This window comes from Pedobacter sp. GW822-FHT03F06 (assembly GCF_058801365.1).
The window spans coordinates 235,080-259,708 of the sequence record NZ_JBXANE010000006.1; the positions used below are offsets into that span (position 1 = coordinate 235,080).

Consider the following 24,629-nt stretch of genomic DNA (forward strand, 5'->3'; position numbering starts at 1 on the left):
ACCCTGTTTAGAAGCAGCTAATTAAGTAACAATCAATAAAATATGGCTAAACAAGCCTCAATTGAACAAGACGGAGTAATAAGAGAAGCATTATCCAATGCGATGTTCCGGGTAGAACTCGAGAACGGGCATGAGATTATTGCGCACATTTCAGGAAAGATGAGGATGCACTACATCAAGATTCTTCCTGGTGACAAAGTAAAATTAGAGATGTCGCCGTATGATTTAACAAAAGGTCGCATCACTTATAGATATAAATAAAATGAAAGTTAGATCATCAATTAAAAAACGTAGCGCTGATTGTAAGATTATTCGCCGTAAAGGTAAACTTTACGTAATCAACAAGAAAAATCCTAAATACAAGCAACGTCAAGGGTAATTAAGAATATTGTAATGAACCGCACAACGGTGGCCCGCCGTTCGGAATTACTTAAAAAATAAATAAATATGGCAAGGATTTCAGGTATTGATTTACCAAGAAACAAAAGAGGTGAGATCGGTTTAACCTATATCTACGGAATTGGTAGAACAACTGCTCAACGTATTTTAACTACGGCAGGTATCGATTTAAATAAAAAAGTACAAGACTGGTCTGATGATGAGTTATCAGCAATCCGTACAATGATCAACGATGAGATTAAAGTAGAAGGTGCTTTACGCTCAGAGGTTCAGTTAAACATCAAACGTTTAATGGATATTGGTTGTTACCGTGGTTTACGTCACAGAAAAGGTTTACCTTCTCGTGGTCAGCGTACTAAAAACAACTCACGTACTCGTAAGGGTAAGAGAAAAACAGTTGCTAACAAGAAAAAAGCTACTAAGTAATAGATAGATATGAGATATGAGATTTTAGATGTGGGCACCATGTCTTTAAAATCTGCTCAGATCTGGAATAAAGATAAAAAGTAGGATACTGAGTATCGGGGTAGAGAAAGTCTCATACCTCAAGTCTCATATCTAAAATCTAAAAGATAAAATGGCTAAGAGTAAAAAAGTAACAAAAAAACGTATCGTTGTAATTGAGCCTGTTGGTCAGGCACATATCAATGCTACCTTCAACAACATTATCGTTACCTTAACAAACAACAACGGACAGACTATTTCATGGTCTTCTGCTGGTAAAATGGGCTTTAAAGGTTCTAAAAAGAACACACCATATGCAGCTGGTCAAGCAGCTTCAGATTGTGGTAAAGTTGCGTTTGATTTAGGTTTACGTAAAGTTGAAGTATTTGTAAAAGGTCCGGGTTCAGGTCGTGAATCTGCAATCAGAACTTTGCAAGTAGCAGGTATCGAAGTAACATCTATTAAAGATATTACTCCACTTCCTCACAACGGATGTCGTCCTCCTAAAAAGAGAAGAGTTTAATTAATTTTAAAGCTAAGAATCTCCAGCTTCAGGTTGGATGATACTTTAAAACAGAAAAAAAATGGCAAGATATACAGGCCCAAAATCAAAAATCGCCCGTAAATTCAGAGAACCAATCTTCGGTCCTGATAAGGTGTTAGACAGAAAAAATTATCCTCCTGGGCAACATGGCTCATCAAAAAGAAGAGGAAAACAATCTGAATATGCTATCCAGTTAATGGAGAAACAAAAAGTAAAATATACTTATGGTGTATTAGAAAAACAATTCAGTAACTTGTTTAAAAAAGCATCTTCTCGTGCTGGTATTACCGGTGATAACTTACTTCAGTTATTAGAAGCACGTTTAGATAACACAGTTTACCGTTTAGGTATTTCAACAACCCGTTCTGGTGCACGCCAGTTAGTTAGCCATAAACACGTTACCGTGAATGGTGAAGTTGTAAATATCCCTTCATATCAGTTAAAAGCTGGTGATGTGGTTGCTGTTCGTGAAAAATCTAAATCTTTAGAATCAATTAGTAACTCAGTTGCAGGTAGAACTATTAATAAGTTTGCTTGGTTAGAATGGAACGCCAGTGAATTAACTGGTAAATTCTTAACCTACCCTCAACGTGATGAGATTCCTGAGAACATCAAGGAAAACTTAATCATCGAGTTGTACTCAAAGTAATAAATGAGCTAGTTAATTACCTCAAAAGGGTAATTAACTTTTTTCATATTACTATATATTCAATAACGAATTTAAAAAATTATAAATGGCAATTTTAGCATTTCAGAAACCAGACAAAGTGATCATGCAGAAATCAACTGATTTCGATGGCACATTTGAATTTCGTCCTTTAGAGCCCGGTTTCGGTGTAACAATTGGTAATGCCTTAAGAAGAATTTTACTTTCTTCATTAGAAGGTTATGCTATTACTACTATTCGTTTTTCAGGCGTTTCTCACGAGTTTTCTACCATGAAAGGTGTTGTAGAAGATTTAACTGACATTATCTTAAACTTAAAACAAGTTCGTTTTAAGAAAACAGGTGATTCAGGTGATTCTGAAAAAGTTTTCATCATCGTTAATGGTCAAGATCAGTTTAAAGCTGGTGATATCACTAAATTCTCTAACAACTTTACAGTTTTAAATCCTGAGCATGTAATTTGCAACATGGATAAATCTGTTACTTTGGAAGTGGAATTAACCATCAATAAAGGACGTGGTTATGTACCTGCTGAAGAAAATAAAGTTGCTGATGCTGTTGTAGGTGTAATCGCAATCGATTCGATTTATACTCCAATGAAAAATGTAAAATACACGATCGAAAACTTTCGTGTTGAGCAAAAAACGGATTATGAAAAATTGGTTTTAGATATCTCTACTGACGGTTCAATTCATCCAGAAGAAGCATTAAAAGAAGCGGCTAAGATCCTTATCCAACACTTTATGTTATTCTCTGATGAGAATTTAGTATTAGAATCTCAAGCTAAAGAAGAAACTAAAGAAGTTGATGAGGAAATTTTACACATGCGTAAAATCCTTAAAACTGAATTGGTAGATATGGATCTTTCGGTTAGGGCATTAAACTGCTTAAAAGCTGCTGATATCCGTACTTTAGCTGATTTAGTTTCTTACGATGTTGCTGATATGTTAAAATTCAGAAACTTCGGTAAAAAATCTTTAACAGAGATCCAGGAATTAGTAAAATCAAAAGGTTTATCATTTGGTATGAACCTGTCTAAATTCAAATTAGACGAAGAGTAACCCCTAAATCCCCTAAAGGGACTTAGAAAAATAAATAATTTTTCACAGTGTATAATTCCCTCAGCTTAATTGCAACGAGACGGTATACACTCAATTAAAAAACAATGAGACACGGTAAAAAAGTAAACCACTTAGGTAGAACCGCAAGCCACAGAAAGGCGATGTTAGCTAACATGGCTTCATCACTTATTTTGCACAAAAGAATTACAACAACTTTAGCTAAAGCTAAAGCTTTACGTACTTATGTTGAGCCAATTATCACTAAATCAAAAAATGATACTACTCACTCACGTCGTACCGTATTTGCTTACTTACAAGATAAAGAAGTAGTAACAATCTTATTCCGCGAAATTGCTGAGAAAGTTGCAAACCGTCCAGGTGGTTATACTCGTATCATTAAATTAAACAACCGTTTAGGTGATAACGCCGAAATGGCTTTAATTGAATTGGTAGACTACAATACAGTTTACGGTAAAGATGCAGAGGTTAAAGAAGAGAAGAAAACAACTCGTCGTGGTAGAAGTAAAGCTACTGCTGCACCTAAAGCTGCTGAAGCGAAAGCTGAAGTTGCCGAAGAAGTTGCTCCTGCTGAAGAAGTTCCAGCTACTGAAGAACCAAAAGGAGAATAATTTTATTCACCTTAAGATCAAAAAAGTCCTGTTCGAAAGAGCAGGACTTTTTTTTGTGCCGTTTTATGCTGTCAGATGTTGCCATCTGACTGTTTCTATATTATTAAAAGCATAGAATTTTCGTGCCGTCAAATGTTACCATCTGATGGATACCGAAGGTTTATAAGTGATTTGTGGAAATTGATTAATTTTTTGTGTCAGATGGGAACATCTGACACCACTATGAACCTATGCAATCGCAATAGTCTGCAAGATTTTTTTGCTGTCAGATAATAGTTATTTGAGTAGCATTACTTTTGGCATCATTCCATTAGGCACATGATCAGCACCATTGAACTATTGAACTATTGAACTATTGAACTATTGATCAATGAACCAATGAACCAAATCAAGCAAACGTTTGTCTCATTTTTTTATTACATAGCATTATTTTAGCTAGCTATCTATAAATTAGCCTCAAACAAATTTGAAATGAAATTTAGGCTTTTTCTATTACTCTGTCTTTTCGGACAGCTATCTCTTAATGCACAAACGCTAAAATATACCAATGGTAACAATGCCTGGAACCCTGATTCGTTAGGCAACCATAGAGTTGTTGTGCAGTTTGCTGGTACAGGCAAAATTGCCCATGCTAAAATTGATTGGCGCCGGAGGGATGAACATCCGGAATTAAAAGGAATCCTCGTACAAGATGCCAATGGTAAAATGGTTTCGGTTGTGGGTACAGATAAACTGACAAGAGAAAGTGCTGATGTTTATTTCGAAGCACGTGGAGCTGGAAAATATTATATTTACTACCTCGCTTATAAAAATGAAGGAAGAAGTAATTATCCGAAAGGAGTTTACTTAAAGCCCAAACAGGCTGACCAGGCATGGTTAACAGCGGCTAAGCAGGTTAAAGTGAATGCTTCTGTTGTCGAGATCCAGTCGATCGATACTTTCAATTCTTTTTATCCAATGGAAGTAATTGCCACTGGAAAAGAAACCGCTGCAATAAAGGCCAAATATGCAGCAGAAGCTTTTATCGTTTTTCCAGAAGATAGAATGTTTCCAATCAAAATGCAGCACGATTTACCTTATCGTTGGGTACAAAAAGGTGCTGCAAATACTTTTACAGGCTCGGCTGGTAAAGGCGAAAACTATGCTTTTCAATTAGGCGTATTTGCTTTGAAAGATCTCAAGAATGTTGTGGTTAGCTTCGGAGATTTAAAAAATGAAGCCGGAAAAGTAATTTCTTCAAAATATATCAATTGCTTAAATACCAATGGAACGAGTTACGATAACAAACCTTTGGTTGAAACCGTAAATGTGACCTCTGGGAAAATTCAGCCAATGTGGATTACGGTTAACATCCCTAAAAATACAGCTGCAGGCATTTATGCCGGAAAATTTACGGTCAAAGCCAATGGGAAATCTAAAGTAATCGATGCCAAAATTACGGTAGGTAACGAAGTTTTAGCCGATGCGGGTGTAGGAACCCCAGATAAACAGACCCGCTTAACCTGGTTAAATTCTACTTTGGCACAAGCGAACACGGTTGTTGCGCCTTACACACCGCTAACTGTTGAGGGCAATGTAATCTCGCTTTTAGGTAGAAAGTTCGAAATTAATACTGATGGTTTCCCTAAGCAGATTCAAACGTTCTTCAACGCAGAGATGACGGCTTACAGCGAAAAACCCAATAACATTTTGGCAGAGCCTATTCACTTTCACTTTTTTAATACGCCGAAAACGCAGGAGAAATTTGTTCCAAGTGATTTCCAGATCACGAGTAAAGAAGCTGGAACAGTAAAATGGAAAGCAACCAACACTTCAGAAAACCTGAAAATGGATTTGGAAGGTGCTTTGGAGTTTGATGGCTATGTACATTATGTAGTTAAGGTAACTGCTTTAAAGGATGTGGAGTTTAGTAATGTCGATTTTCATATCCCTTTTGATAAGAATTCGACAAAATATTTGATGGGCTTAGGTGAAAAGGGTGGCGTTAGACCAGATACCGTAAAGTGGAAATGGGATGTGGCCAATAAAAATCAGGATGCCGTTTGGATTGGGAACGTAAATGCGGGTCTGTATTACAACTTAAGAGACGAAAACTATGTTCGCCCGCTTAATACTAATTTCTACCTTCAAAAGCCTTTATTGTTGCCTAAATCGTGGGGTAATGGAGATAAAGGTGGTATCCAGATCAATGTTAAGGGCAGTTCGATGCTTGCCGACAATTTTACCGGTGCAAGAAGCATGAAAAAGGGTGATGTGTTATACTATAATTTCAATTTACTGATCACGCCTTTTCATTTGCTTAACACCGATTTTCAATGGGATAACCGTTTTTACCATAAATATGGTGATTTAGATACGATCAAAGCTAAAGGCGCAACAGTAGTGAACATTCACCATGCCACACCGATCAACCCCTGGATCAACTATCCATTTATCGAATGGAAAAAGATGAAAGATTATATTGGTAGTGCACATTCTAAAGGTTTAAAAGTTAAAATTTATAATACGGTTCGGGAGCTTTCTAACCATGCTTACGAGTGGCCAGCTTTAAGAAGTTTGGGAACTGAAGTATATTCTCCGGGTAAAGGAGGAGGGTTTAGCTGGTTACAGGAGCATTTAGATTCTAATTATATTGCCGCCTGGTTTGTACCCGAAATTAAAGATGCGGCCGTAATTAACAGCGGAATGAACCGTTGGCACAACTATTACGTAGAAGGGATGAACTGGTTGGTAAACAACGTTGGGATTGATGGGGTATACTTGGATGATGTGGCATTTGACCGCGTAACCATGAAACGTATAAAACGTGTATTGACACAGGATAGCCACCCGGGTATTATCGACCTGCACTCAGCAAATCAGTACAACAAAAGTGATGGTTTTAACAATAGTGCCATTTTATATCTGGAGCATTTCCCTTATTTGAACCGTTTATGGTTTGGCGAATACTTCGATTACCAGAAAAACAATCCCGATTTCTTTTTAACAGAAGTAAGCGGAATTCCTTTTGGATTAATGGGAGAGATGTTACAGGATGATGGAAACCCTTGGCGTGGTATGATTTATGGCATGACAAGCCGCTTGGGCTGGTCTGACAAAAGTGATCCAAAACCGTTATGGAAAGCTTGGGACAATTTCGGCATAAAAGGATCTGAGATGATCGGTTACTGGAGTGAAAACTGTCCGGTTAAAACCGACAATGCAAAAGTGCTGGCAACTGTTTACAAACAAAAAGGTAAAACAATGATTGCATTGGCAAGCTGGGCAGAGGGGGATGTAAAGGTTAATTTAACCATCGACTGGGCCAAACTGGGTTTAGAAGCCGGTAAAGTAAAAATAACAGCTCCTGCGATTGATAAGTTTCAAACTTCTGGAAGTTATCCTGATGGAAAATCGGTTCCTCTTGAAAAAGGAAAAGGTTTGATTTTGATAGTGGAATAAAATATCGTCGTCACCCTGAACTTGTTTCAGGAACTTTGTAACAGAAGCGACGTACCGATAATGCAAATAATATTATATCGTCATTTCGAGCGGAGTGCAGCGCAGTCGAGAAATCTATTATAGATCTCTCCATTTCGCTATGCTCCAGTCGAGATGACGATTTTTTTTGAGAAGCTATATCTTCACATTCTCCATTCCGTACTGTTTCAGCACATCTGCTGGAACACCGGCCCACTGGTTTGGTGCATTACCCACATAACCAATATCTTTTACGCCAATTTCTGTAGTGTAAAAACCTGATGCAGTTAAATTTCTCATTCTATTGAAAAAGGTTACACCCGCCTGCATTTCCGGTCTCGCTTTTTTAGGGTATGCAATTTCATCTACAATTGAAATTTGTTGATCCTCGGATGCCTCAACAAATGATTTTTGGAATTTATTAAAGCTGTATATATCCAGCCATTTCAGGCCGCCACGCATCGGTACTTTATGTTCAGGGATATCTTTTACAATAAATTCGATAAACTCCGGCACTTTGGCATCAGACGCACTGCCCGATACATCATCTTTAGGAATGATAATATCGGCAAGAACGGTAATGGTAGCCATTTCGTGTTTAGTGAAAAAGGTTTCCGCTTTTAATTTCTTATCACGGTCTATTTCCCACTGTTCTCTTCCAGCTTCTTTTGCAGTTTCTTCTGGTGCGGCTACTTCGGTTTTTGTTTCAGGCTGTTTACAGGCTTCTAACAGTACCGCAGTACTAACAGCTGTTAAACCTAATGCTTTTATGGAATCACGTCTATTCATATGGTAATTCTTAAATGTTTTGTTTTTTCTTTTGAGCTAAAATATATTCAGCAGTACGCATAGATAGGGCCAGGATAGTCCAGGTGGCATTTTTATCACCTTGTTGAACAAATGGACCAGCATCAACCACAAACAGGTTTTTACAGTCGTGCGCCTGGCAGTATTTATTCAATGCTGATTTTTTAGGATCGTCGCCCATGCGGATGGTTCCAACTTCGTGGATAATTTTTCCGGGGTTGAGTAAACCGTAATTGGTATCTGCGCCCTGAATTTCGGAAGTAACCACTGCACCCATTTCTTTCATGATGGAAAGGAAGGTTTCTTGCATATGTTTAGCCTGCAGAATTTCATCTTTAGCCCATTTATAGTTAAACCTTAAAACCGGAATACCATATTTATCTACCGTATTGGGGTCAATTTCACAATAGTTGTCTTCTCTGGCTATTGCCGTTCCGCGACCAGCCATTCCGACACCAGTTCCATAGAAACGGCGGTAATCATCCTTTAACGATTTTCCGTAACCTCCGGCTTCTTTCATTTTGCCATCTCTGCCAGGTACCATTCCGTTCATTTGGGCTACGCCGCCGCCAAAACCATATGCAGGCATCCCCATGCCGCCCCAATATTCGATGTGGTAACCACGCGGGAAGTTTAGTTTACGGTTATCTAACCACCACGGCGAATAGATATGTACACTGCCCAAACCATCTTCATTATAACGTTTTCTGTCCATTAACTGAGGGAGAAAACCCGAAACACTTGCTCCGGTAGAATCGTGCAGATATTTTCCAACCACGCCACTGCTATTGGCCAGGCCGTTTGGGTGAGATGTTGATTTTGAATTCAACAATATGCGGGCCGATTCGCAGGCACTGGCACCTAAAATAACGAGTTTACCATTTACCTGATACTCTTGCAAGTCTTTTCGGTTTACGTATGAAACGCCTTTTGCAGTACCGTCTTTATCGGTAATTACTTCGCGCACCATGGCATCGGTAATCACAGTCAGATTTCCTGTTTTTACGGCAGGGTTTACCAAACATGAAGAAGAAGAAAAATCGCCATAAACCTTGCAGCTTCTTCCGCACTGACCACAGTAAAAACAAGGTGCACGGTCGTTGTTATTGGGTAAGGCTTCGGTAAGTACAGATCCACGGCCGGTAATTACCTTTACACCAGCTTTTTCTGCACCTTTTTTGATGAAAAGTTCGTTTAATCTCGGTTTTGGCGGTTTCATAAAGATTCCGTCTGGTTCATTTTCTAAACCCTCTGCCGTTCCATAAATACCGATCATACGGTCAACTTTATCGTAGAACGGTTTTACATCCGCGTAGGTAATGGGCCAGGCATCGGTTAAGCCATCTTTAGGTTTAAAATCGTCCGGACCCATCCGCAAAGAAATTCGTCCCCAGTGATTGGTGCGCCCACCGAGCATCCGTGAACGGAACCATTCGAATTCGCTTTTGTTTTTCTGGGTATAAGGCTCGCCTTCTAATTCCCATCCTCCATAAGAAGCATCAAAATCTCCAAATGGACGCGTTGTACTGGCGCCGCGACGGGGAGATTCCCAAGGCCATTTTAATTGATGTGAATCTAATCGCGGATCGAAATTTTGACCAGCTTCGAGCATTAAAACCTTTTGACCTGCATGTGCCAGTACATATGCAGCCATTCCACCACCCGCACCTGAGCCAACAATAATGGCATCATAAACGGTAGGCGATTTTTTTATCTGAAAGTCACTCATGAATTGTGGTTAGCTATTTTTATATACTCTAATCTAAAGTTTATTTTTTTGAAATAGAAGTGTCCGACTATTTTGGAATCAATATAGATAATATTGCCCATTTGTATTTCTAAATCGTATTACGTGATCGCCCGATTAGCCGTTTTTAATCAAATAACCCTTAAAACGGTCGCTCTATTGTTACATTATTATGGATATGTTCTGCTCCGGATAAACTTGATTATCTTTGTCGTTAAAATTTATCAATGCCAGAGTCAGAATATATAGAACAATTTACTGCAGCTTTAAAAGAAAGCCTAAATACAGCAAGTTTTGTAAAGGTATCTTTAGGGAACTATAAAGGTGAAGAAGTAGCACTAAAGCAGATTCTTATCCGCAAGGTTGTGATTAAACGTGAAGATAAACTGGCCTTTACCTATCGCTATAAAACCCGCGATGTGGTAAAAAACTATGTAGTTGATGAAGCAATAGATTTGATTGGTAATTATCTGAATAAAGGTTTTAAAATCGGTACTTTGTTTACCACCGAAAAGGATCTGATTTTGGAGGAACTGAACAATGGTAAGGTTGTTTTTAGGGAAAGCAAAGCATCAAGTGCAGCAGCGCCGTCGGCCAACCATGATAAAGAAAAAGCCAGGTTGATTAAACCTGATGCGAAGTCATATTTGACAGAACTGAAAATCACCGATGCAGAAGGAAAGGTATTCAAGAATGCGCAGGATAAATTCCGCCAGATTAACCATTATATCGAAATTTTAAGTTCTTTGATTAAAGAGCTGCCAGAAGGAACCATTAAAAAGGTGGCTGATATGGGCTCTGGTAAAGGTTATCTAACTTTTGCACTCTACGATTACCTGCATTCGGTTTTAAAATTGGAAACTGAAGTTGTAGGCGTAGAATATCGCCAGGATATGGTTGATTTGTGTAATCAGGTTGCTGTTAAATCTGCTTTCGGTAGATTGAATTTTGTTCAGGGAACGATTGAGGATTATAATGCTGAGCATGTAAATTTGTTAATTGCCCTCCATGCCTGTGATACCGCTACCGATGACGCCATTTTTAAAGGAATTAAAGCCAATGCTGAACTGATTGTTGTTGCACCTTGTTGCCACAAACAGATTCGCAGGGAAATAGAGCAAAATAAAGTGAAGAATGATGTGTCGTTTTTAACTAAATATGGTATCTTTTTAGAACGCCAGGCAGAAATGGTTACCGATGGGATCCGCGCCTTGATCTTAGAATACTTCGGATATAAAACCAAAGTTTTCGAATTTATTTCGGATGCGCATACACCTAAAAATGTGCTTGTGGTTGGGGTGAAGGGCAAAGGGCTTGGCGCAGAGCGGAAGGCGGAAATTTTACAAAAAATTAAAGCCAGTAAAGAATATTTTGGAATTGGTTACCATCATTTGGAAAGATTGTTGGAGTTGTAGATTTTCTAATATGGCCGTCATGCTGAATTTATTTCAGCATCCATTATGCATTATAAAAACAGATGGCGCGTTTTCGTTGGGTAAGACACTGGTCAATTGTATCGATCCTCCTTGTTAACCAGACCTTGAAGCAAGTTCAGGGTGACGACCGCTTTTATTAATTTAACACTTATTCATAAATCCAAAGTAGTACCGGTTTTTTCTTGGCTTTGAGCAATGCATCAATCTTTCGCATGGTACCGTCTGACAAAACGGGACAGCCAGCACTTTGTCCGAATAAAGTTTGGGGGTAAATTTCCTGGTTGGGAACTGGCGTGTAGGAATGTAAAACCACAATCCGTTTAAAAGCACTACTATTTGTTTTTTCTAAACCGTACATTTTATAATGCACATTAATCCCCCAATTGCTGTATGAGCGGCCTTTAACTTTGTATTTACCTAATGAAGTACAATAACTCCCTCCTTTATTGCTGAAAACCGGTTTTGTTGGGGTACTTCCGCTACCAACACCATGGGCACAAAGCCCCCCGATGGTGATTTCTTTTTGCTTAAAATCGTAAACAAAAATTCTTTTTTTACCTGAATGGATACTCATATCAACCATAATGGCGATTGTGGTATCCATCTTATTTTTCTTACAGAAGGCTAATGCACCCTTAATTCTGTCTGCACTTATTTTGTTATTGGCCCTGGGTTTAAAACCGAGCAGCGTAAACAAGATAAGGAGAACGGATAGCTTGTGCATATAATGTTATGGCATGTCGGTTGGTGCGACACCAACCAATAGAATGCAACTTACAGATGCAATAAAATCAGTGCTATTAAAGCTGGAATTGATTGTACGTAAAGAATTTTTTTACTTGCTGTGGCTGCACCATAAATGCCAGCGATAATAACACAGGTTAAAAAGAATACGGCTACATAAAATTTCCAGTGATGATCGGTTATGCATAATGACCAAATTAAACCTGCAGCTAAAAAGCCATTATATAATCCCTGGTTTGCTGCCAATGTTTTTGTTGGCACAAATAAATCTTTTGGGATCGTTTTAAAAACCTTTGGCGCTCTTGTGGTCCAGGCAAACATTTCTAACCAAAGGATATAGATGTGGATGAAGGCTACTAAGCCAATTACGATTTGAGCTGCTAATTGCATTATAGATTGGATTACACAGATTTAATGATTGCACCGATTAATTGTCATTTAAAGATATAAAACTTTGAGGGGATTTAGATAATCACTCCTTATTTCTGCTTGTGTTTTTATTACCCAAGCGCAAAAAAGCTGTTTAATAAACCCGATAATAGCGAACACGAGTGAAACGAAGTAAAGCGGTTAGCGGGACTGCTGCTTCCGAAGTACTGCTGACTGTCATTTTCAAATCATTTTAGGGAATTTACACTTAGCTTTAGTCTTTAAAGCTTTAGCCTTTCAGCTTATTCTGTCATGCTGTCAGTAAACTATTGCCTCTTTTTTTACATTTTATCAGTCTTTCACCGGTATTATCTGCCAAAACCCAATTGGCACAAGCATTGTTTAACAGGAGTAGAAATTATAATACTTTAAAAAGAGAAAATACAAATACAATGGGAAAAATTATTGGAATAGACTTAGGAACAACAAACTCTTGCGTGAGCGTAATGGAGGGCAACGAGCCTGTAGTTATCGCAAACAGTGAGGGTAAACGTACTACACCGTCTATTGTTGCTTTTGCAGAAAACGGTGAGCGTAAGGTTGGCGAGCCTGCTAAACGTCAGGCTATAACCAACCCAACAAAAACGATATATTCGATTAAACGCTTTATGGGTAACAGCTACGACGAAAGTGCGAAAGAAGCTGGACGTGTACCATATAAAGTAGTTAAAGGTGATAACAATACACCACGTGTTGAAATCGACGACAGAAAATATACTCCACAAGAGATTTCTGCGATGATTTTACAGAAAATGAAAAAAACTGCTGAAGATTTCTTGGGTCAGGAAGTAACTGAAGCGGTAATTACTGTACCAGCTTATTTTAACGATGCACAACGTCAAGCTACTAAAGAAGCTGGCGAGATTGCAGGTTTAACTGTAAAACGTATCATTAACGAGCCTACAGCAGCTGCTTTAGCTTATGGTTTGGATAAAGCACACAAAGACATGAAAATCGTTGTTTTTGACTGTGGTGGTGGTACGCATGACGTTTCTGTTTTAGAATTGGGTGATGGCGTTTTTGAAGTAAAATCTACTGATGGTGATACACACTTAGGTGGTGATGACTTTGACCACATTATTATTGATTGGTTAACGAGCGAATTCAAAGCTGAAAACAGCATGGATTTAGCTAAAGATCCAATGGCTTTACAACGTTTAAAAGAGGCTGCTGAGAAAGCTAAAATTGAGTTATCAAGCACAACTTCTACTGAAATTAACTTACCATACATTACTGCTGATGCTAGTGGCCCTAAACACTTGGTACGTACATTATCTCGTGCTAAATTTGAGCAATTGGCTGATAGTTTGATTAAACGTACAATCGATCCTTGTAAATCTGCTTTGAAAAATGCTGGTTTAAGCACAAGCGATATCGACGAAATTATCTTGGTAGGTGGTTCTACACGTATCCCTGCTATTCAGGAAGCGGTTAAAGCTTTCTTCGGTAAAGAGCCAAGTAAAGGTGTTAACCCTGATGAGGTTGTGGCAATCGGTGCTGCTATTCAAGGTGGTGTGTTAACTGGTGATGTTAAAGATGTATTGTTATTAGACGTTACGCCTTTATCATTAGGTATTGAAACGATGGGTGGTGTAATGACTAAATTAATCGAGTCTAACACAACTATCCCAACTAAAAAATCGGAAACTTTCTCAACGGCAGCTGATAACCAGCCTTCAGTAGAGATCCACATTTTACAAGGTGAGCGCCCAATGGCTGCTCAGAACCGTACAATTGGCCGTTTCATTTTAGATGGTATTCCACCAGCACCTCGTGGTGTGCCTCAGGTAGAAGTATCGTTTGATATTGATGCCAATGGTATCTTACACGTTAGTGCTAAAGATAAAGCGACCGGTAAAGAGCAAAAAATCCGTATCGAAGCATCTTCAGGTTTAACTGATGCTGAGATCAAAAAAATGAAAGAAGAAGCTGAAGCTAATGCAGCAGACGATGCTAAGCAGAAAGAAGAAGCTGATAAAATCAATGGTGCTGATGCTTTAATTTTCTCTACCGAGAAACAATTGAAAGAGTTTGGTGATAAATTATCTGCTGATAAAAAAGCACCAATCGAAGCTGGTTTAGAGAAATTAAAAGCTGCGCATTTATCACGTAACTTTGCAGATATCGATGCAGCACAAGCTGAATTGCAAGCTGCATGGAACGTAGCATCAGAAGAAATGTACAAAGCTGGTGAGCAACCTCAAGGTGGCGAACAACCACAAGCTGATGGTCAGCCTCAAGGTGGTGGCGATAACGTTACTGATGTTGATTTTGAAGAAGTAAAAGAAGACGATAAGAAATAATAGTCTTGAGTCTGATTCCTGAGCCTTAAGTCTTGGGGAGATAAAATAAAAGCGTTTCTGATTAAGTTCAGGAGCGCTTTTTTTGTGCAAAATCATCATTGCGAGAAGGCTTTTTCAGCCGACAGCCTGTCCCGACCTTTCGGGGAAGCAATCTTTTCATGCTAACCTCGCAGGTTTAAACAAGAACTTATACTTATATGTCTATGGTTGAAAACAATTAGAAAATCAAGGGTTCTGTACCTTTTCGGAAACAGCAGTCCCGCCATTCGCTTCAATCTTTTTAAAGAACAACTGTCAGGCTGAGGAACGAAGCATCTTTTCTATTGGTTACTTCGCCTCGTATTAGCGCAACTGTTTTAAAAAAGTATTTTCGCTGCTGTCGGGTTTATGGAGGAGGGTTTGTTGTTTATGGCTGATGTTTTAGACCTCGCAGGTCTTAAAAATCTGCGAGGTTTTAATAGAGGTCGTCATTTCGAGCTGACCCGATAGCTATCGGGTGTAGCGTAGCCGAGAACCACGAAGTGTTCAGCGAAGCTAAATCTATCGAGATAGATATCTCCATTCCACTGCGTTTCAGTCGAGATGACGAGGATTTTTATTAAACTATCAATTGGTAGCAGAGTGCAACCAAGCTTTGGCCACTGAAATAAATCCGATAGCTATGGGATCAGGTTGACGAACGACAAAATCTAAATTAAATTCTGTTCAATAATATCCTGTAACTCTTTTTCGTTTATAGCAATTTCATGCAATAGTTTAAACTGATTCTTGGTACGGTCTAAGTTTTGTGTGGGGTAACTAATAGGATAGTATTTATCACCGCTTAAAAAATCAGTTAGGAAGCGCAGGGCCTGCATATAAATAATATATTTTCCTGAGAATAAGATCAGCTCTTTTTCTGTTTTGGTTAAAATACTTTTCATTTCAGATAAGTAACCTTTTATTGTGGCCCCAAAGTAAGGTAAACGAATCTTCACTTTATCCAGATCGGTTTCGTTTTCAGAGAAGGCACAAAGATAAGTACGCATCATATCGCCCAGGTCGGAAATAAACTTGCCAGGCATAATGGTATCCAAATCGATTACGCAGATACCTTCGTAAGTTTTATTATCTAATAAAACATTGCTGATTTTGGTATCGTGGTGCATTACACGATCTGGAAAATCCGTTCTGTGGGAGTATGAGGTATAATAATCTAAAATATATTTATGTGCCAGCGCATCTTCAATTTGTGTTTTTGCCTCTTCTTTTAAAGTTTCTTCTGCATGGCTTAGGGCCAAAGTAAACTGTTCGTACCTTAAACCTAAATCGTGGAAACCCGGGATAGTAGGCTGAAGTGTTTTTGCATCAAAATCATCTAATAATCTACTCAGTTTGCCAAATTGTTTTGCAGCTTCATATGCCTGCTTAGGATCGGCTAAAACGTCTAATGAGATGGTGTTTGGCACGAAAGGAAGCATCCGCCAATATTCATGATGAATGTGCGCCATTTCTTCACTATTTGTGGTAGAAACAGGTTTGATAAAAAGATATTCAGGGTAAGTGAAGGTGAGGTAATCGGCAATAGCCCGCAGGTTGTTGGCAATGGCCTGTGGTGATTTAAAAACCGAAGTATTTATATTTTGAAGAATGTATTTCTTCTTTTCGGATAGGGGCGAAAGCAAATAAGTACGGTTAATTAAACCCGTACCTATTTGTGTAATTTTTGTATTTTCTTTAGCGTATCCGTAGGCTTTTAAAACTTCGGAATCTAAATCTAGTTCCATAGTTTTTCTGGATATGTTCCGTTTTTAACCAATTGGTCAATGCTATCCTGAACATAAGGTTTGTCTTCTTTATAGGTAACACCAAACCATTTGTTTGAGGTTGGTACTACTTTAAAGGTCGCTGTATTACTTTTTACCAGGTTTTCGCCAATTAATGGAATAAAGAATTCTGCCTTAGGTTTATCTTTGTTTGCTTCAGCAAATTCTCTGAACAATTCTTCCGTAATTTTGAAAACCGCAGGTGTAAATCCCCAGAAATTCATTGAAACAGGCGTTTCATAGGCTAATGGGAACTCTTCGCCATTTTCCTCATAAAAAATACTGCCATTTTTAGGATAAACTTTTGTGCGTTCTACAATTTCTTCCAGATTGCCAGCTGCATCTACTTTGCAAACGCCACGCGAAACAGCACCAAATTCTGATAAAGTTTTGCCAACCTCATAACCGATAATAGCATAGTTGCTGTCTGTTACCTCTGTAGTTAAGAAATCGACCATCTTTTTAAAGGCATCAAAACCATAGTAATCATCAGCGTTAATTACACAAAATGGTTCTTTAATTGCGTTTCTGCCTGAAAGGATTGCATGTGCAGTACCCCAGGGTTTCTCCCTGTATATTTCTTCTTCTATGCCAAATTGTTTTAGATCGAAGTTTTGGAAAACATATTCGGTTTCTATTCTTCCTTCAAGTTTTGGTTCGAAAATGGCTTTAAATTCATTTACAAACTCTTCTTTGATAATAAATACAACTTTGCCAAAGCCAGCGTTAATTGCATCATATATTGAATAATCGATAATGGTTTCGCCATTGGGGCCAAAACCATCGATTTGTTTCATACTTCCATAACGGCTTGCCATACCTGCAGCCAATATTAATAGGGTAGGTTTCATCTATTGTTATTTTATTTTGAGAATTTTATATGATTAAAATAAATTAGTTTAATCATATTGTATTCATAATGCGAAAATAGTAATGCTATTTTAATTTTAATTATAAATAACCAGGGGTTTTATTTTTATATTTTAGTTAAGTATTCAAATAACCTTTTTAAATCACTGTCTTGTTTGAAATCAATCTTTTCTTTTTTTAAATAATTATTTAATTCTTGTTCTTTAGAAGGGAATAAAGCCAGAATTGTCTTTCTTGTTGGCGTAATTTTTGAAAAATCACCATTGCTAAGTATAAAATAGCTATCTGTCGTATTAAAAGATTTATTGATAACTGCAGAGCCGTATTGTTTACTTTCAATAATCTTTTTATTCGTTTTTTTAAATAATGAAGTCTGTCCTGAAAAGATAACTTCAAAATAAGAATCATTATTAAAATGATCTACTATCGGCAACCCATTAATGTACTTATTCGATATGTTTAATTCTGGATTTAAAAGTTCAAATGCTGTAACTGGTTCTGCAAAATGCATCAAATTGCCGTTTTCATGTTTGAAAATCAGCTTATCATCCATTACATTATATTTTAATGGCATGTTTTCATAATGTTTACCCGATTTGGTCGTTACTTTCCCTTTAAGCCAGTAATCAAATAAATAGGGAGAGCCTGTTACATCTTCGTACTTTATTTCTCTTAATTGGGTGCCCTGAACTTCTGCAAATGGAGTAAGTGCATATTGACTGTAGGAATTTAATGAAATAAGCGAGAGAACTAAAAATAGATACTTCATAGTTAAGTTATTTAAAATCCAAATAAACCACCACCAGTTTTTGAGCGAGTTTTCTTTCCTGTAAGCATGCCAAAAATACCGCGAACAATTTCTTTACCAATTTGGCGTGTTATTGTTGCACCCATTACCTGTTCAACAAGGCTCTTTTCGCCCGGTTTAGGCTTGCTTTCTTGTTCGGCCTGTTTTTGAGCTTCAGCTTCCTGTTTTTCTTGTTCTGCTGCTGCAGTTTGCTCATTAATGCGTTTAGTTAAAATATCATAAGCACTTTCAGGATCGATAGGGTCTTTATATTTAGCATACTTAGAACTGGCATGAACAAGCTGATCGAAATCTGCAGCGGTAAGTGGGCCCATTACAGCTCTTGGTGGGGTGAGCATGGTAGCAGATACCTCTGTAGGTATGCCTTTTTCATTTAATACCGTAACCAAAGCCTGTCCTGTTCCCAGTGAAGTTAATATTTTGTCGATCTCGTAGAAATCTGATTTTGGATAGGTATTAACTGTTTTTTTCAAAGCATCTACATCATTAGGTGTAAATGCCCTTAATGCATGTTGTACACGGTTACCCAATTGCCCTAAAACACTTTCAGGTACATCGGTAGGTGCCTGGGTACAGAAGAAAACACCAATTCCTTTTGAACGAATTAACCTGATAATGGTTTCAATCTGCTCTAAAAATGCTTTCGAAGAATTTTTGAACAATAAATGGGCTTCATCAAAAAAGAAAATCAGTTTTGGTTTGTCTAAATCGCCAACTTCGGGCATGGTATTAAATAACTCCGCCAGTAAGCTTAACAAAAAGGTAGAATACAGTACTGGTTGATTTTGAACATCTGCAATATTTAACAAACTTATGGTTCCTTTGCCATCAACACGCTCGAAAAGGTCTTCAATGTCAAAAGATTTTTCGCCAAACATACCCGCTAATCCTTGCTGCTCAATAGCGACAATCTTTCTTAATATTGTACCGGAAGTAGCGGTAGAAATAGTGCCATAACTGCTTTTTATTTCGGCGGCTCCGGCACCTTCTGATAGATAAGAAACCAGTTTCTTTAAATCATTTAAATCGATAATAGGCATTTTGTTATCATCGGCATATTTAAAGATTACGGCCATTACGCCTGCCTGGGTATCGTTCAGGTCTAAAACTTTCGATAATAACGTGGGACCAAACTCAAGCACGGTTGCCCGCATTTGTGCACCCATTTTGCCGGAGAGCGAGTAAACCTCTATCGGAAAACCAGATGGAGAAAAGGGTTTGTTGAGCTGTTGTGCTCTTTCTTCTATTTTTGGATTAACGGAGCCTGGCTGGTTTAAACCTGATAAATCTCCTTTAACATCTAACATAAAAACAGGGACGCTGGCATCTGACAGTTGCTCTGCCAATAATTGCAGGGTACGTGTTTTACCTGTTCCGGTTGCTCCAGCAATTAAACCATGTCTATTCATCATTTTTAACGACAAATTAACCTCAGCTTCGCTGTAAACCTGACCGTCTAAAATTCCGGCGCCTAAATAAATGTACGAGCCTGAAGGGGCGTAGGATGATTTTATTTTTTCGATGAATTTTGAAGAAATATCACTCATTTTTTTAAATTAGATTGCCAATTTAAGAAAGATATCTTAAAAAGATTGTGTTTTTGTTTCCACTTTTAATGCAAAACACTGCACAAACGGTTGTTTAACGGTGTTGGTTAAGTTGCTTATAATAATTTAGTTCGTTCTGAAGTGCGGTTATTTCCTCCTGCATATTTTGCAATTGATTAAGCAGATGCGAAACAGCATGAATACCCTCTAAGTTGATTTCCAGGTCGTGTGCTAGACGAAGATACTGCTCCAGTTTGGTCAACTCATCAACAGGCAAAAAGTGCGATTGCTTTTTAACCGTGGTGTGGATCAGGCCAAAATCTTCAAGCGATTGGATAAAGTTGATCTCAACGTGGTGGTAAGCACAGATGTCTTCTACAGGTATTAGATTGGTTCCCATAATGGTTAGAATTTGGAAAGTTTTTCGAATAGTTCTTTTTGTTCTACATTTAGATTGGTAGGTAATTTTACCTGCCATTTGATATATAAATCGCCAAACTGATTATCTTTTTTATAAAGAGGAAACCCTTTTCCTTTTAAACGTAGTGTAGCATCGGGCTGTGTCCCCTCAGGCACTTTAAGTTTGACCTTGCCGTTTAAGCTTTCTACAATTTTTTCGCCACCTAAAATGGCGGTGTATAGGTCTATTTCTTCCTGGATGTAGATGTCGTTTCCTTTTCGTTTAAATTTTGGATGATCTGTAATGTTGAATTTAATGTATAAATCTCCCGGGGGACCATTGTTAACACCTGGTGCACCGTAACCTGCTAGTTTAATTTTCTGCCCATTTTCTACTCCCGCCGGAATGGTAATGCGTACTTGTTTACCATTTACGGTTAAGGTTTGTTTATGCGTGGTATAAGCATCGAGTAGATTCAGTTGCAAATCGGCATTATAATCCTGACCTTTAAAAGGAGAATTTCTACTGCTTCTGCCTCCGCCACCGCCAAACATCGAAGAAAAGAAATCAGAAAAATCTTCGCCTCCAAAACCTCCTGAATAGCTATTACCGCCATATCCACCACTTTGCGACTGGTATTGCCTTTGCTGCTGTTGCTGCGCATCTAACTGATCGGCATGTTGCCAATCTTTACCATACTTGTCATATTTCTTACGCTTTTCCGGATCACTTAAAACTTCGTTTGCCTCATTAATTTGCTGAAATTTTTTATTGGCTTCCTCATTGTTGGGGTTAAGATCGGGATGGTGCTTTCGGGCTAATTTTCTATAAGCTTTTTTAATATCCTCAGTCGTTGCGTCTTTTTTTAAATCGAGGATTTTATAATAGTCTATGTAGTCCATAATGGCTTTAACAAATAAATAACAGTAATGTTCAATTTTATTGTATAAATGTAGGTTTTATAATGGTGTATTTCAATGGGAATTGTCTTAACCACTTAGGTAGGATAGTTTGAGATACTTCGCCATTAAGAAATTAAGAACATTAAGATTTTCGGCAATTATCTTAACTGGCTTTTATGTGCTGTCAGATGTTACCATCTGACTGATCAATAGACTTATAATAAACATAATTATCGGAAAGACAGAAACTGAGTGATTGAACTAATATTTATTGTATAGTATCAGATAGAAATATCTGACACCACGAAAAGGAAACATCCTTAAACAAAAAAAGTGCCCCATATAGAGGCACTTTAATCGATAAAGGTAGAGAGAGATTTATTTTTTGTTTTTTACATATTTTTCTAACCATTGGTCTTGCTCCCAAAGCATATGCAACAAGTTTTCTTTGCCGCGATAGCTATGTGCTTCATAAGGTAAAAATACAAAACGGGTAGTACCACCGGCACCTTTAATGGCATTGAACAAACGTTCGCTATTAATAGGGAAGGTGCCTGGGTTATCGTCAGAATCACCATGGATTAACAATATCGGAGTTTTAATCTTATCTGCATAACTGAACGGGCTCATTTCGTAATACAACTGAGGTACCTGCCAATAGGTGCGTTCTTCGTTTTGGAAGCCAAAGGGTGTAAGTGTACGGTTATAAGCGCCGCTGCGGGCAATACCTGCAGCAAAAAGATTAGTATGAGCCAGTAGGTTTGCGGTCATAAATGCGCCGTAACTATGTCCTCCAACGGCCATCCGTTTTTTATCGCCAACGCCTAAGTCGGCCAGTTTATTAATGGCTGCCTCCGCATTGAGCTGTAACTGATCTACAAAAGTATCGTTAGGTTTTTTACCGTCTTTGGCTACGATTGGCATTTCTGCGTTATCGAGGACTGCATAACCACGGGTTACCCAGAAAATAGGAGAGGCCCAGCTAATTGTAGTAAATTTATCTTTCGAACCACGAATCTGTGCGGCATCGGCTGCAGAGTTAAACTCGCGTGGGTAAGCCCAAATTAATGAAGGTAATGGCCCGTCTTTGTCTTTGTTGTAACCTTTAGGTAAATACAGGTCGCCTGTTAAATCTACACCATCGGCACGTTTGTAAGAAATTTTCTGTTTGGTAATGCCTTCTAAAGATGGATATGGATTAGTGAAATTAGTAATTGGTTGATCGGCGATGCGAAGCATCAAGTTTTTAATAAAGTAGTTAGGTACTAATTTCTGACTCTCTTTACGGGTAAGCAAAACCAGTTTATCAGGATTTATTACATCACTTACATATTCGAAGGTTCCTTCGGCGCTGCGCCAGATAATCTCATTCTTTTTAGTGGTTAAGTCGAATTTGGCTAAGAAAGGTAAGTCTCCTTTTTCTGATGAACCTACTATATTGTTCATTAACAGTTTAGTGCCATTATCAACTGTTTTAATTACCTGCCGGCCATATTTGTTTTTCGTAGTAACCGGAGAACCTGGGTTGCCGTAAGCATCTGTTTGGTTGCGGCTGTATAGTTCTTCTACTTCGCCTGTTGTAGGGTTATAACGGCTCACTTTATTGGTTTGTTTGCTACGTAAACCTTCCATAATCAGGGCAAGGTTGGCATCACCCCATTGTACGCCACGGTAGCGGGTCTGTGTTTTAAATAATTCTTTTTCTGTACCTGTAAAAGGTGCGCTTAGCGCATAAACCGCATCATGAAAGGGAACATCTTTTTTAATTAAACCACTATCCAATGGCTTACTCCAAACCAGTGTAGCAGGTTCATCATCTCTCCAATCGAAACCACGCGGTACATTTTGCGTATTGTCATAACCAGATGGCGTACCCTCTGATGAAGGTAGTTCAGCAACAACCTTAATGGTTTTACCGGTTAAATCAGTAATGGTTACCGTTGATGGAAAACCATTGGCAGTAACCAAATAAGAAAAAGGTTTGCGTATGGTTTCGATCATCATGTAATTTTTATCAGGCGATAAACTTGTAGATCCGTAAATAGCTGGTTTACCAATGGCTGTTTCTACACCTGCTGTATTTTTTACCAATTGTGAAGTTGCAAAAAACTCGAACAGTTGTTCGTCAAAAGGTGATTTAATCAGATCCTGAAAAGTGGCGCTTGGTGCAGCTTTCCCTAAATTTTGTTGAATGGTTGGCCCCTTGGGCATCAACGGTTTTGTAGGTGCAGCGCTTGCAGGTTTAGTTACCGTGCGGTAGATAATGGTATTATCGTTTAACCACGTAAGGCCACTACCTAAAACCACATTTAAAAAAGCCTTATTGGTTTTGACTGCTTTTTTTGTAGCAAGATCAATAATATAAAGATCTACTCCTTTTTGAGTGGTATGGGTAAAGGCAATTTTATTTTCTGATGGGTTCCAGCTAATGTTGCTGGCGTATAATGGAGTTGGTAATCCTGAAACCTGAAACGTTTGGTTGGATTTGATGTTTTTTAAGCTGAAATTGTTGATGTAGGTTTGCCTGCTGGGGGAGTAATTATTTGGGTTTAACCGTAAGCCTGCAATTCTGTATTCGGGTAAAGCCAGTTCTTCTACTGAAGGATACGAGTTTCGCTCGCTAAACAAGATCCATTCTGCTTTGCCATCAATACTTATACCAGGTGTTGGTTTGGCAAGTAATAAATCGGCAATTTCTTTTGGGGGTGTTTGGTAGCTTACTGCATCTTGTGCAATCGAATTAAGCGAAACACAAGTGCCCGCTATTAATAAATAGAGGTGTAATTTTTTTATCATTTCCAGTTTTTTGTTCGAAATAAGGAATGATCAAATATTGTAAAATTTAAATTATTATCGCGTAACTTCTTATTTACATCACGAAGGGATGATTTTCTGTCATTCTGAAGGTACTGAATAATCTTTTTAATAAACGACCTTTTTAATGTCTTTAAGTTCCCGATATTATTGTTTTAACCATTGAGGAGTTAAGATTATGCGGCAATCTTTTAGCCGCAAGAATAGATGCATATGAAGTGGTAATAAGATGCTTTGCTGTACTTGGGAGGATAGTCTATATCTTATGTTGATTTCTGTGCATTTGTGGCAAATGAAAAACGCTCATACTATAGTAGCCCAGTTCCATCATATGTTTTACATCTTCTATTAAGGATACAAGCTGCTTGTGTGGGCTACAGCGTTGATAATCATTTCTTTTAAAACTTCGATATGGATATCACTCATTTTTTTTACATAGATACAGGCTTTGGATGTTTTATGTTTACCGAATTTGGAAAGCAATTCTTCACGATCTTTAAATTGAGAAGATAGATATAAAACTATGGCATCTTTTCTTGGAGAAAAACCAACCAATGGTGCATCGCCTTCACGGCCGCTTTCATATTTGTAATGGTAACTTCCAAAACCAACAATGGCATTTCCCCACATTTTAGCTTTAAAACCTGTGGTTAAACTTAAGATATCCGACAGGTTAAAACAATCGGCTCTTTTATTTTCATTGGGAATGGTATTTAAAAAGTCTGGAACGCTTAAATCGTTTTCGGTAGTTTTATTCTGTGCCATGTCTTTTTTATGATGAATATAAGGATTTGATCAAATAATTTCAATTTCTG

The 24,629-nt window shown here is 38.1% G+C and carries 22 protein-coding genes; 10 read left to right on the forward strand and 12 right to left on the reverse strand.

Annotation, left to right across the window (positions count from 1 at the left end):
• Positions 1–42: 42 nt before the first annotated feature.
• From infA to AC1RJ8_RS12575, 8 genes are all read left to right on the forward strand, one after another.
• The gene (gene infA, locus AC1RJ8_RS12540) at positions 43–261 is read left to right on the forward strand and encodes a translation initiation factor IF-1 (RefSeq protein ID WP_010599888.1); all 219 of its coding nucleotides are present in this window, start codon (positions 43–45) and stop codon (positions 259–261) included.
• Between the two features lies 1 nt (position 262).
• Positions 263–379 (forward strand): 50S ribosomal protein L36, encoded by a 117-nt coding sequence (gene rpmJ, locus AC1RJ8_RS12545; protein WP_010599887.1) that lies wholly within the window; start codon positions 263–265, stop codon positions 377–379.
• Positions 380–447: 68 nt separating this feature from the next.
• Complete coding sequence (gene rpsM / locus AC1RJ8_RS12550) at positions 448–825, forward strand: 30S ribosomal protein S13 (protein WP_010599886.1); 378 nt, start codon at positions 448–450, stop codon at positions 823–825.
• A 151-nt stretch (positions 826–976) separates the two neighbouring features.
• Positions 977–1,366 (forward strand): 30S ribosomal protein S11, encoded by a 390-nt coding sequence (gene rpsK, locus AC1RJ8_RS12555; protein ID WP_010599885.1) that lies wholly within the window; start codon positions 977–979, stop codon positions 1,364–1,366.
• Positions 1,367–1,427: 61 nt separating this feature from the next.
• Entirely contained in the window at positions 1,428–2,036 is a 609-nt protein-coding gene (rpsD, locus tag AC1RJ8_RS12560) for a 30S ribosomal protein S4 (RefSeq protein ID WP_029282720.1), read from the forward strand.
• 85 nt (positions 2,037–2,121) lie between these two features.
• Positions 2,122–3,114 (forward strand): DNA-directed RNA polymerase subunit alpha, encoded by a 993-nt coding sequence (locus AC1RJ8_RS12565; RefSeq protein ID WP_025145205.1) that lies wholly within the window; start codon positions 2,122–2,124, stop codon positions 3,112–3,114.
• Positions 3,115–3,218: 104 nt separating this feature from the next.
• Positions 3,219–3,743 carry a 50S ribosomal protein L17 gene (gene rplQ, locus AC1RJ8_RS12570; protein WP_492954067.1) on the forward strand — a complete coding sequence of 175 codons (525 nt, stop codon included), beginning with the start codon at positions 3,219–3,221 and terminating at the stop codon, positions 3,741–3,743.
• A 471-nt stretch (positions 3,744–4,214) separates the two neighbouring features.
• Positions 4,215–7,184, forward strand: a complete 2,970-nt coding sequence (locus AC1RJ8_RS12575) for a glycoside hydrolase domain-containing protein (protein ID WP_492954066.1) — start codon at positions 4,215–4,217, stop codon at positions 7,182–7,184.
• Between the two features lie 174 nt (positions 7,185–7,358).
• Here the strand turns inward: AC1RJ8_RS12575 and AC1RJ8_RS12580 are convergent, their stop codons facing one another.
• Positions 7,359–7,991, reverse strand: coding sequence for a gluconate 2-dehydrogenase subunit 3 family protein (locus tag AC1RJ8_RS12580; RefSeq protein WP_492954065.1), 633 nt, complete (start codon positions 7,989–7,991; stop codon positions 7,359–7,361).
• A gap of 10 nt (positions 7,992–8,001) precedes the next feature.
• Positions 8,002–9,738: a GMC family oxidoreductase gene (locus AC1RJ8_RS12585; RefSeq protein WP_492954064.1), complete on the reverse strand. Its 1,737-nt coding sequence runs from the start codon at positions 9,736–9,738 to the stop codon at positions 8,002–8,004.
• A gap of 245 nt (positions 9,739–9,983) precedes the next feature.
• Here AC1RJ8_RS12585 and AC1RJ8_RS12590 point away from each other — a divergent pair, with 245 nt between their 5' ends.
• Positions 9,984–11,171, forward strand: a complete 1,188-nt coding sequence (locus AC1RJ8_RS12590; protein ID WP_492954063.1) for a class I SAM-dependent methyltransferase — start codon at positions 9,984–9,986, stop codon at positions 11,169–11,171.
• A gap of 169 nt (positions 11,172–11,340) precedes the next feature.
• Here AC1RJ8_RS12590 and AC1RJ8_RS12595 read toward each other — a convergent pair whose 3' ends face one another.
• Positions 11,341–11,916: a murein L,D-transpeptidase catalytic domain-containing protein gene (locus AC1RJ8_RS12595; RefSeq protein ID WP_492954062.1), complete on the reverse strand. Its 576-nt coding sequence runs from the start codon at positions 11,914–11,916 to the stop codon at positions 11,341–11,343.
• Between the two features lie 50 nt (positions 11,917–11,966).
• Positions 11,967–12,326: a DUF1304 domain-containing protein gene (locus tag AC1RJ8_RS12600; RefSeq protein WP_492954061.1), complete on the reverse strand. Its 360-nt coding sequence runs from the start codon at positions 12,324–12,326 to the stop codon at positions 11,967–11,969.
• A 431-nt stretch (positions 12,327–12,757) separates the two neighbouring features.
• On the opposite strand from AC1RJ8_RS12600, the gene dnaK reads away from it, so the two are divergent.
• Positions 12,758–14,668 carry a molecular chaperone DnaK gene (dnaK, locus tag AC1RJ8_RS12605; RefSeq protein WP_057932249.1) on the forward strand — a complete coding sequence of 637 codons (1,911 nt, stop codon included), beginning with the start codon at positions 12,758–12,760 and terminating at the stop codon, positions 14,666–14,668.
• A 689-nt stretch (positions 14,669–15,357) separates the two neighbouring features.
• Here the strand turns inward: dnaK and AC1RJ8_RS12610 are convergent.
• The 8 genes from AC1RJ8_RS12610 to AC1RJ8_RS12645 form a co-directional block, all read right to left on the reverse strand.
• Positions 15,358–16,434: a phosphotransferase enzyme family protein gene (locus AC1RJ8_RS12610; RefSeq protein WP_492954060.1), complete on the reverse strand. Its 1,077-nt coding sequence runs from the start codon at positions 16,432–16,434 to the stop codon at positions 15,358–15,360.
• Complete coding sequence (locus AC1RJ8_RS12615) at positions 16,425–17,324, reverse strand: nucleotidyltransferase family protein (RefSeq protein WP_492954059.1); 900 nt, start codon at positions 17,322–17,324, stop codon at positions 16,425–16,427. Before AC1RJ8_RS12615 ends, AC1RJ8_RS12610 begins: the two co-directional genes overlap by 10 nt.
• Positions 17,325–17,449: 125 nt before the next feature.
• The gene (locus AC1RJ8_RS12620; protein WP_492954058.1) at positions 17,450–18,112 is read right to left on the reverse strand and encodes a hypothetical protein; all 663 of its coding nucleotides are present in this window, start codon (positions 18,110–18,112) and stop codon (positions 17,450–17,452) included.
• Between the two features lie 11 nt (positions 18,113–18,123).
• Positions 18,124–19,698, reverse strand: coding sequence for a helicase HerA-like domain-containing protein (locus tag AC1RJ8_RS12625; protein WP_492954057.1), 1,575 nt, complete (start codon positions 19,696–19,698; stop codon positions 18,124–18,126).
• A gap of 94 nt (positions 19,699–19,792) precedes the next feature.
• Entirely contained in the window at positions 19,793–20,098 is a 306-nt protein-coding gene (locus AC1RJ8_RS12630) for a chaperone modulator CbpM (RefSeq protein WP_492954056.1), read from the reverse strand.
• Between the two features lie 5 nt (positions 20,099–20,103).
• Positions 20,104–21,000 (reverse strand): DnaJ C-terminal domain-containing protein, encoded by an 897-nt coding sequence (locus AC1RJ8_RS12635; protein ID WP_492954055.1) that lies wholly within the window; start codon positions 20,998–21,000, stop codon positions 20,104–20,106.
• Between the two features lie 378 nt (positions 21,001–21,378).
• The gene (locus AC1RJ8_RS12640; protein WP_492954054.1) at positions 21,379–23,796 is read right to left on the reverse strand and encodes an alpha/beta hydrolase family protein; all 2,418 of its coding nucleotides are present in this window, start codon (positions 23,794–23,796) and stop codon (positions 21,379–21,381) included.
• A 366-nt stretch (positions 23,797–24,162) separates the two neighbouring features.
• Positions 24,163–24,579 (reverse strand): DUF1801 domain-containing protein, encoded by a 417-nt coding sequence (locus AC1RJ8_RS12645; protein WP_492954053.1) that lies wholly within the window; start codon positions 24,577–24,579, stop codon positions 24,163–24,165.
• Positions 24,580–24,629 lie beyond the last annotated feature (50 nt).